This is a genomic window from Mesorhizobium sp. Cs1299R1N1 (assembly GCF_037179655.1).
Lineage (GTDB): Bacteria > Pseudomonadota > Alphaproteobacteria > Rhizobiales > Rhizobiaceae > Mesorhizobium > Mesorhizobium salmacidum.
On record NZ_JAPYKR010000028.1, the window covers coordinates 20369 to 28877 of the forward strand.

The following is an 8509-nucleotide window of genomic DNA, read 5'->3' on the forward strand; positions in this document are numbered from 1 at the left end:
ATCGGCCTGCCCTCGTTCTATTGCGCCCGGCAGGGTAGGAGCCCCTATCTGGCCTCTATCCTGAGTGCAGTCAGCGTCTCCGGCGTGATCGTCCCGGTGACCTTAAGCGAGTAGTCCGTCTGCATGCGCAGCAGCCCCGCCCTTAATTCAGGATTCATCTCGCCGTCTAGTTCGCCGCTGTAGTAGCCGAATGCGAGCAGCGCGAACTGGACCTCCTGGACGATCTCCTTGAACTTGTAGGCATTGCCCGGGAGCGTCTTGAGCGGCGCCGGCGTTGGTGCGATCGCGGGCGCCTGGTAGGTCGGCGCGGGCGTGGACGGCGCGCTATACAGCGGAGCGGGTTCGCTCGGCGCCGGCGGGACGTAGGAATAGCCGCCGGTCGAAGACCGATGGCTGGAGTGCGAACTATGGCTGCTGTGGCTGCTATGTCCGGCCAGCGTATATAGGTGGTCGAGCTTGAAAATATCAAAGAGAGATTTCGTCTTTCCGAAGTCGCCGTCCAACGTTGGCTTGGTCGGCAGCGCCTGTGCATTGGCTGGCAAGAACCCCGCCGCGAGCAGTGACGGTATCGCGAAAAGCCGCTTCTTCATTGGATAGCCCCCAAGTTGCTGTATCCGTGGTTAGCTGGATGCCACTCGAAAAATCCTCCGCACTGAGCTTTCAACAAGCATCCGTCGCACTCCTCCCGGTAGGCACGCTTCCAGTCCGAAATCGTGGCCGGCGCCAGATGGCGGTATCCTTCCGGCACTGTGCAGAGCGGGAAATTGTAGAGCCAGGCGTCAATCCCGCGACTTCTCACCAGATCGATTGAACGGCCGACAACATCGAAGCCCTCTGAACTGTCGTAGAAGAGCGTCTTCCAGTTCATGCGGCCGAAGCCTATGTTCTCCATCTGCATGACTGCCCACGCTCTGATGAAGGGCAGCGTCGACGCGATGTACCGTGCCAGACCAGGCAGCCCGTCAGCGTTCGGACGCATAAGCACCGTGCGGAGCTCCACCTGTGAACCCAGACGGCACATCAGAGCCAAGTTCTCCAACAGCTGCGCGTGTGCGCCCTCTTTGCCTACGATCTGGTCGTGAACGGTAGGATCGCGGGAATAGAGAGGGATACCCCAGACCACCCTGCCCCGATCGATACGGTTCATCGCGTCCCAGTCGCCCTCATCGAAGTGCTGGCCGTTGGTCAGGACGTGGAAGGATAGGTCTGGGCGAGCGCCCAGAACCCTCCCTAAGAACTCGAAGAGTTGGGTCTTGAAAAGCGTCGGTTCTCCGCCGGAAATCCCGATCGTCGCACCATCCGGAGCAAGCAACGCCGCGGTCTCGAAGTATGGGAATAGGTCGACATGGTGCTTCTTGGGCGGTTGGGAGCACATCAGACAAACCTGGTCGCACCGCTCCGTAACCAGGAAGGTGTTGTGCTGCGACGAACTGCGGATAAGGCGGTCCGCAGTTCCACGCCGCGGGTTCACGAGCAACACGTCTCCATCCACCTTGGAAGGATCGATACCAAGGATTCGTATCGGACCGCCCTGGCCGACATAGTCGGCGCCTTCCGGGCCGACGCGCTCCAGCGCGGCGTCGAAAGGATTCAGTTGCTCAGTCCCTTGCTCGCCGACTGGGGACTCAAACGAGCGAAGCCGGACCACGAAAGGCTGGCCAGCGTTTGCCTCCACCTGGATGCGCAGTGGTATCATGCGTGCACCGGCACCATGCCGTCGTTCCAGTCGGCAATGCCGAGCCAGGCGGCCAGCGAGACGCGCGTCGGCTCGTCCTCTCGGTAGAGGATCTCGAAGACCTTATCGAAGAGCGACAGATGCCGGCCGCAGAACCATGTGTCAGGCCGCGGAACGTCGATCCGGCCATACCGGGACATATCGTCGATCACGTCAGTGCCGCAGAATGGCTGGTAGGCGCAGTGGATGCAATCCGGGTCGAAGTGGTTGAAAGCTCCAGAATTGAGGACGTCGACCTTTGCCCGATCGATTCCTGTCCCGACATCGCCGATGCTGAGATCGATACGGCCGATCCTGGACAGCATCCGGGCTTCGTCGGTCGGGTAGAAGCGGCCATCGTGATCTATGACGACATAGTCTGAGGCGAAGAAGTTCGGGTTTCGGATGTCGACATGGTTGTCGGCATCGAAGCGGAGCACGCGCCTCAGGCACTGGCTGAAGTAGTACTCTTCCATGAAACGCCCGGTCCGGTGATTGCGAGCGATCAGCAGCTCGATGAAGTCGGAGTGGAGGCGATTCCAGCGCGCGAGGACATTGACGCCCTGTTGAATTTTCCGTGCGAATCCTTGGTGGTTGATCGGGCGCAGGTAGACTGAACGGATTCCGTAGCGTTCATAGTTGTCCAGCAGCGCGTCGAAGTCCGGCGGGTTGGCGACATCGACGGTGGGCAGGGCCGAAATCTTCCCTTCCGGATAGCGAGAAACGGCTGCCTCGATATTTCTGAAGAAGGAATCTGTGACGCTGCTGTCGTGGGTGCGCTGACGCTCATGCGTGACCCGGTCTCCGTCAAGTGAGGTACTGATAAAGGTGTCATCGGCATCCAGGAAAGCCCATGCACGCCCGTCCAGTGCTTGCAGGTTCGTGCAGACGACGAACTGGGATTGGAGAAACTTCTCCCGGCAGAAGTCGCGAACAGCTTCCAAAAGGTCGACCCGCAGCAGGGGTTCGCCGCCCTGGAATTCGATCTTGATGTCCGGGCTCTCCAAGCTGTCGAGGAATGAAAGGACTCCCGGGAGTGTTTCGTCCGTCCAATCAAACCCGCGCGCGTTCTCAGGGGCGCGGGAAACCTGGCAATACCCGCAAGCGAGATTGCACCTGAGGGTCGGCACGAGGATGACGTAATTCATGCTCGTCGGCATGGACTGCCGGCGCGCCCACCTGTAGGCGAACGATGTCCAGGCGAGGTCGAACTCTCGATCGAAGCAGTGATTTCCTTCCCTTAGAAACGTCGTGTCGACGGTGGTCAGGCCATCGGCGGCGTACCGATCCAGGAAGCCGTGGCTGGACTTGAAGAACCCACCGGCATCATCGGAGAACAGTACCGAACCGTCCGACATCTCACGGAATTTCAGTGGCCATACGTTCATCGGCGCATGACCGCGGTGACGAGCGCCTGACGCATGACCAAGGTTTCCGCGTAGACTTTCTCACGGAAGATGGTGTGCAAAACGTCTCTACGCAGTTGATCCTCGGCAACACTATCCGATGGGCCTATGGATATCGCATTCCCCTCTCTCGTGAGGCGGCAAGCGGGGTATAGTACCTGGAGCCGAAGCATCGCCGTATCGACGTATTTCTCGAATTGCGGCGGAATCTCCACCACGAAGTCGGCATCGTTTAATTTCAGCAATTTCGTCATTCCCCGCCCGGTGCGATAATGCTTGGTGGGAGTCGAACAATCAACGACATATTTGACAATATTCCATCAGAAACGATCTCACTTGCGACGACTTCTGTTCACCTTGGCCAGGGCGGGGCTTGCAAGGTCTGCTAAAATACCTGCGTGCAGGCTCAGCGTTCCAAAGGAGGACGCCACAATGAGCTACCTGATGCTCCGCATCTCGATCGCGCTCACCCTGTTTCTGATGGCTGAGGGCGTTGCCTTCGCCAGCAAGATCATCGGCAACGGTTAATAGCATGAGGCGCAGGCGCGGCATGCTAGCCGCGTTTCGTGTGCCTCCAGTCTATCCACGCCGTCCACGATAGTGTTCTGGCGCGATCCACCTTTCCGGCATTTCGGGGGAGCTTCGCCGACAACTCGGGAAGATCAGGAAGAAGAGCAGTACCATCATGATGCCGACGGTGCTGTTGGTCGCGGCGGTGCCGCCGGTCATGACGGACGCGATGGGGAGGATCGGCGCATGGCGTCGCTGCTGGCTATTCATCCCCTCGACCTCCCGCGAGACGGACCTCCGCTGTTAACGTCCGATCTCTTGCCATCCCACGGTAAGCATAAAAGCTCAAAGCCCTGCCGCCTTCTTGCTTGGCTCCTAAAATTCGTGAATATGGCTGCTGGGTTGTGTAGGGGATTACCATGCGTCGCGTGTGCAGTGTGGGCGTTGCTGCGTTGTTGGCGGCTGTTTCTTTGCCAGCTATGGGCTCGGCATCGTCGCTTTCTGAATTTATCCAGGTTATCCAGAACGGGCAACAACTGACGCGGCCGATGGGTTTCAGGCCTCCGCAGTCGAAGGCATTTTGGCTCGTTGTGTCGAGCAGGCCGACCGAAGGAGAGGCCATCGCTCTTGCACAATCCTATGCGCCGACACTGGGGCCGACACTTGTCGTTCACAGCCGGAACGGCGTGTTTGCTGTCGTCGCAGGAACGCTTTACCAGGATAAGGCCAAGGCGAACCTGAACGCGCTCAAGGAACTGCGTATCATACCTCAGGATTCGTTTCTCTCGCGGGGGGAGGGTTTGGATGGATTGGTGTGGATGTCCTACCAGAGAGGTGCCTCTTTCGACTTCGCGACCCAGCCCAACTATCTAAGGGCCGTCCAAAGGCTCCAGGCGGCGATGTCCAAGCTTAGCCTGTATTCCGGCCCTGTGGACGGCCTTATCGGACCGACGACCGTTAGGGCCTTCAGGGCATACCTTGCGCGTTTCGACCTGCAGCCGGGCGAACTTCTCACCGACTACAGCTTGGCCGAGATAGAACGTAACGCCGGCGATGGTTTCCACAGCGACCAGGAGCGAAACGCTGCCGGGGCTCTCGGCTATAGGGACGCGCAGAGCTTCAACGAAGCAAAGTCCGGCGGCTTTACCTCGGCTAGCGTATTCGCTCAGGCGAAGAGCATGGGTTTCATCACGCAGCGCGAATACGATGCGGCGATCTCGGGCGGCTTCCGCAGCAGCGATGAATATCAGCGGGCGCAGACTGGCGCATTCACTGCAGCCAACGAGTATCGTGCGGCCGCCCAGCTTGGCATTCAGACCAGGACAGAGTTGGTCGCTTACCGCGCGTCGGGGTTTTCCGATCCCGCCGCATACCGAGACGCTAAGCAGAAGGGCTTTGCCGACAAAGTCTCCTACGACAAGGCGGAGGCCCGCAAGCTGAAAGCCGCGAGAGCCGGCGCAACGGCGCTGCTCTCGGATGCCGAGACGTTCCTGAAGTTGAACCCTCAGACTTCGAATCTGGTCGAGATCGCTGGCCAGGCAGCCGCGCTGAACGCCCAGGTCCAGACGGATTCCCCCGATGGGTTAAACAACTCGGCGCTCAAGCTGAGCACCCTGCTGATGGCAGTGCCCGGATATCCTGAGTTTTCGGCATCGCGAGACAAGGAGCGGGCACAGGCGATCGAAAAGCAGAAGGCTGAGATCTTCGCCGAACTCCAGGCCGATCGCCAGGGTCTCAAGCGTTGGATGAGCGGCCATCTGACATCGGCCAAGCTTCCCGAGGTCGTCCAGGAAGTGAAGGCGCTCGATGAAGTTGCCGACACGGACGACCTGGACTCGTTGGCCGATGCTCGGGAGGGCGTGCGAGCGATGATCGCCCGGCAGGCCCTGGCGGACGAACTGGATACAAGCAAAGCCGTTGGTACCCAGTCCGGAAGCGATGCCAACCAGGCGAGCAACACCGCGACTTATGCAGTCACCGAACTGAACAGGACGCTCCTGCGCGGCCCGCTAGAGGATGTAGTCGTCCTCTACAACGCAGGTCCGAAGGCGCCCTCCCTCCTGCGTACGATATCTGGCCAGTTCTCCCTGACGAAGAACCAGGCGTGGATCTGCCTATTTGGCCCAGAGAGGACCCCTGCCTTGGACAAGGCCCTTCTCGGGGCCATCAACCCGATGGGAGGCAAGGCAATAAACGTCAGTTCGGACTGCGGTGCGGATGGCCTCGAAAGCGCGGACCTCTTCCTTGTCCAGCGCAAGACTTTCCTGGAGGCCCCGGCAACGCTTCAGGCGGCCTACCTCGAAGCGATGGAAGCCAAGACGATCCGCGTGTTCGATCCTATCCGCTTCGAGGATATCAAGGCCCGCATCGATTCAGACCAGACGCTGGCCTTGAAGATCGCTCGGGAGGTCTCGTCAGGAATTCGCGAGGGATATGGTGGCATCCTGCTGACTAGCTCGTCCGACCGGATCTGCAGCGTCGTCGACGGCAATGCTGCAGTGCACGAAGCGACCATTGGCCAGATAGCTGATTTCGCAGGCATGTCGGGAAGCACCGTCTCGTATCCGTCGATCGACAAAGCCTACGAGGACGTCCGGCACGAACATTGCCGGGTGCTCTACGCTTCAGCTGCCGACCTGAAGGCCGCGTCCGAAGCGCTCGCTCGCGACGGCGTTCAGTTTGCCTTCGCCCCGTTGTGGCTCGACAAGAACGATGCCGCCAGTACAGCTGCCAAACTGGATGCCGCCAAGCAGGAGGAAGTCAGAGCCGCGGAGGCCAAGCGCGTGGCCTCCGACGAGCAGAAGAGGATCGCTGCCCAACGTGAGACGGACGAGAAGAACTTCAAGTCGGTCCGACAGGGGGATTTGCGCCAGAAGAACGGACCGGCTGCGACCACACTGCTTAACCTGTTTTCGGATGGCCTGAAGAGGACCGTCCTGGGCGCTCCGGACAAGGCCAACGCGCCTTCCGGGATCAATATGGAAACGCTGTTTCCTGACTTCGCCAAGTGGAATGCTGGCCTTACACAAGACAACTGGACGCCTACTGACGTGACCTCGGAAATCCAGGACTACGGCACCGTCAACTGGAAGGGGCGCAACCTGGACGGCATCCTCGTCAAGGCGACGGTGAAGATGGCGAGTGCGGTGCGTGGTCAGTACAAGGACGAGTGCTTTGTGTTCGGCGCAGTGGTCGACAACGAGTTTCAGATGGTTCGCGACCCGTATGAATCCAAGTGCAATGATGCTGAGAGTTCCGCCCAGTGGGCTGTCGGTCACGAGCTCAAGAGCCTTTGGGTTGCCAATTGAACGAAGGCCACGAGGCAGCAAAGCGAGTTCGAAAACTGCAAATCTGGCTCCGGCCGACAAGGATTGGCGTCTTTCCAAAGCGCGATGTAATAGCTCCGAGGCCAAGCACTTCGAGAACGGTCCTCACCCCTCTTCGTGCCTAACCTGTCCGTCATTTGAATCGGAAAACTCGGGCATGATATCCCCGGCCAGCAGCTTTTCCTTCGACAGTAGCCCGGCGTCCTCGAGCGCCTCGAAATCCGGCAGCTGGCGCAGCGTGTCGAGCCCGAATTGCGACAGGAAATTCTTGGTCGTCACATAGGTGTAGGGCGCGCCGGGCTGCGGCGAGCGCGGCCCCGACGCGATCAGCTCCTGCGCGCGCAGCACGCCGATCAGGTCGCGCGACACCTCCTTGCCGAAAAAGCTCGACAGCTCGCCACGCGTGATCGGCTGGAAATAGGCAATGCACATCAAGACCAGCGCTTCGGACTGCGACAGTTCTTTTGCCCCCTCGCCCGCCGCCGTGCCGAAGGCGGAGCGGATTGCGTCGCCAAAAAATTTCTTGGTCCGGTGCTGCCAGCCGCCGGCGACCGCCACCAGCTCATAGGGGCGGCCGCCGAGCTCGGCGCGGATGTCGTCGATGATCAGCTCGAAATTGCAGTTTTTTCCCACCACCCGCGCCAGCACCTCGCGTGTCACCGGTTCGCTGGCGGCAAAAATCACCGCTTCGACGCGGCCCATCCATTCGCGCCAGCGCAGCTCCGGCGGCAGATGTTCCAACTCGGTGTCCAGCAAAGTCGGCTGATCGTTTGCCTTGCGGCGGGCGGACGCTTCGCTCATCGCTAGAGCCCAAACAGCCGGAAAGAGGAACGGCCCGACAGCTCACGCACGGCCTCGAGTTGTTGCAGACGTTCGAACAGGCGCCGCGCCGCAAACCGCGACAGGTTCTTTGTCACAAGCGAGCCGGAAACGGCATCTTCATTCAGGAGCAAAAAAATCACGTCGCCGGCGCCTTTGGCGCGCAGTTTCGGCGCCACCGCTAGCAGTTTTTCGGCGCGGCGCGACAACTCGGCGGCCAGCCGGAAGGCCTCCGCTGCCGCTTGGACCAGGGCGACGCAGACCGCACGCTCAAAGCTTTTTTCGCCCGGCCGGATTCTTTTGCTGCCAACATCAGCGCGGAAGGCTGGCGAAAAAACCTGCGCCATCAACAGCGGCAGCGGCCGCGGCCACCGAAAACTTTGCGCCAGCACCAGGTCGGCCAGCCACCAGGCCAAAAGCGTGGCGTCGGGGCGCACAGCCACAATGTGAGCGGCGATCGCCGCGGCCGCGAACGGCGCCGGCCGCTCAGAGCCCGCTATAGCCTCGATCTCCGTGCACAGGGCGGCGAGCGCCGCGTCGTCCCAGTGGAGTCCGAGCAACTCGGCCACGGTGGCCAGCCGGTCGGGAGTGGCGACGGGCGACTGCAGCGACAGCTGCCGCCAGGCGCCGAAAATGGCGCCGGCGGGACCGGGATCGGCGCCGGCCGGGCGCAAGTGCCAGGCGTCGCGCAAGGCGGCCGCGTCCTCGGCGCGGCCGGCGAGCCGCATGCTGGC

The 8509-nt window shown here is 60.8% G+C and carries 8 protein-coding genes; 1 reads left to right on the forward strand and 7 read right to left on the reverse strand.

Annotated features, from left to right (window positions below; translation table 11 throughout):
- Positions 1–44: 44 nt before the first annotated feature.
- From hxsA to O7A70_RS31705, 5 genes are all read right to left on the reverse strand, one after another.
- Positions 45–590, reverse strand: coding sequence for a His-Xaa-Ser repeat protein HxsA (hxsA, locus tag O7A70_RS31685; protein ID WP_337143856.1), 546 nt, complete (start codon positions 588–590; stop codon positions 45–47).
- On the reverse strand, positions 587–1696 hold the full coding sequence (gene hxsC / locus O7A70_RS31690) for a His-Xaa-Ser system radical SAM maturase HxsC (protein WP_337143857.1): 1110 nt from the start codon (positions 1694–1696) through the stop codon (positions 587–589). Before hxsC ends, hxsA begins: the two co-directional genes overlap by 4 nt.
- Positions 1693–3102, reverse strand: coding sequence for a His-Xaa-Ser system radical SAM maturase HxsB (gene hxsB / locus O7A70_RS31695; protein ID WP_337143858.1), 1410 nt, complete (start codon positions 3100–3102; stop codon positions 1693–1695). Before hxsB ends, hxsC begins: the two co-directional genes overlap by 4 nt.
- Complete coding sequence (locus O7A70_RS31700; RefSeq protein ID WP_337143859.1) at positions 3099–3374, reverse strand: hypothetical protein; 276 nt, start codon at positions 3372–3374, stop codon at positions 3099–3101. Before O7A70_RS31700 ends, hxsB begins: the two co-directional genes overlap by 4 nt.
- A 325-nt stretch (positions 3375–3699) precedes the next feature.
- A complete protein-coding gene (locus O7A70_RS31705) occupies positions 3700–3900 on the reverse strand; it encodes a hypothetical protein (RefSeq protein ID WP_337143860.1) in 201 nt (66 codons plus the stop codon).
- Positions 3901–4049: 149 nt separating this feature from the next.
- On the opposite strand from O7A70_RS31705, the gene O7A70_RS31710 reads away from it, so the two are divergent.
- Entirely contained in the window at positions 4050–6938 is a 2889-nt protein-coding gene (locus O7A70_RS31710; RefSeq protein ID WP_337143861.1) for a peptidoglycan-binding domain-containing protein, read from the forward strand.
- A gap of 123 nt (positions 6939–7061) precedes the next feature.
- On the opposite strand, the gene scpB is transcribed toward O7A70_RS31710, so the two are convergent.
- Together scpB and O7A70_RS31720 are read right to left on the reverse strand one after the other, a co-directional pair.
- Positions 7062–7757, reverse strand: a complete 696-nt coding sequence (gene scpB, locus O7A70_RS31715; RefSeq protein ID WP_337143862.1) for an SMC-Scp complex subunit ScpB — start codon at positions 7755–7757, stop codon at positions 7062–7064.
- A gap of 2 nt (positions 7758–7759) precedes the next feature.
- Positions 7760–8509: DUF1403 family protein (locus O7A70_RS31720; RefSeq protein WP_442921238.1), on the reverse strand; the 750-nt coding region annotated here is incomplete at its 5' end.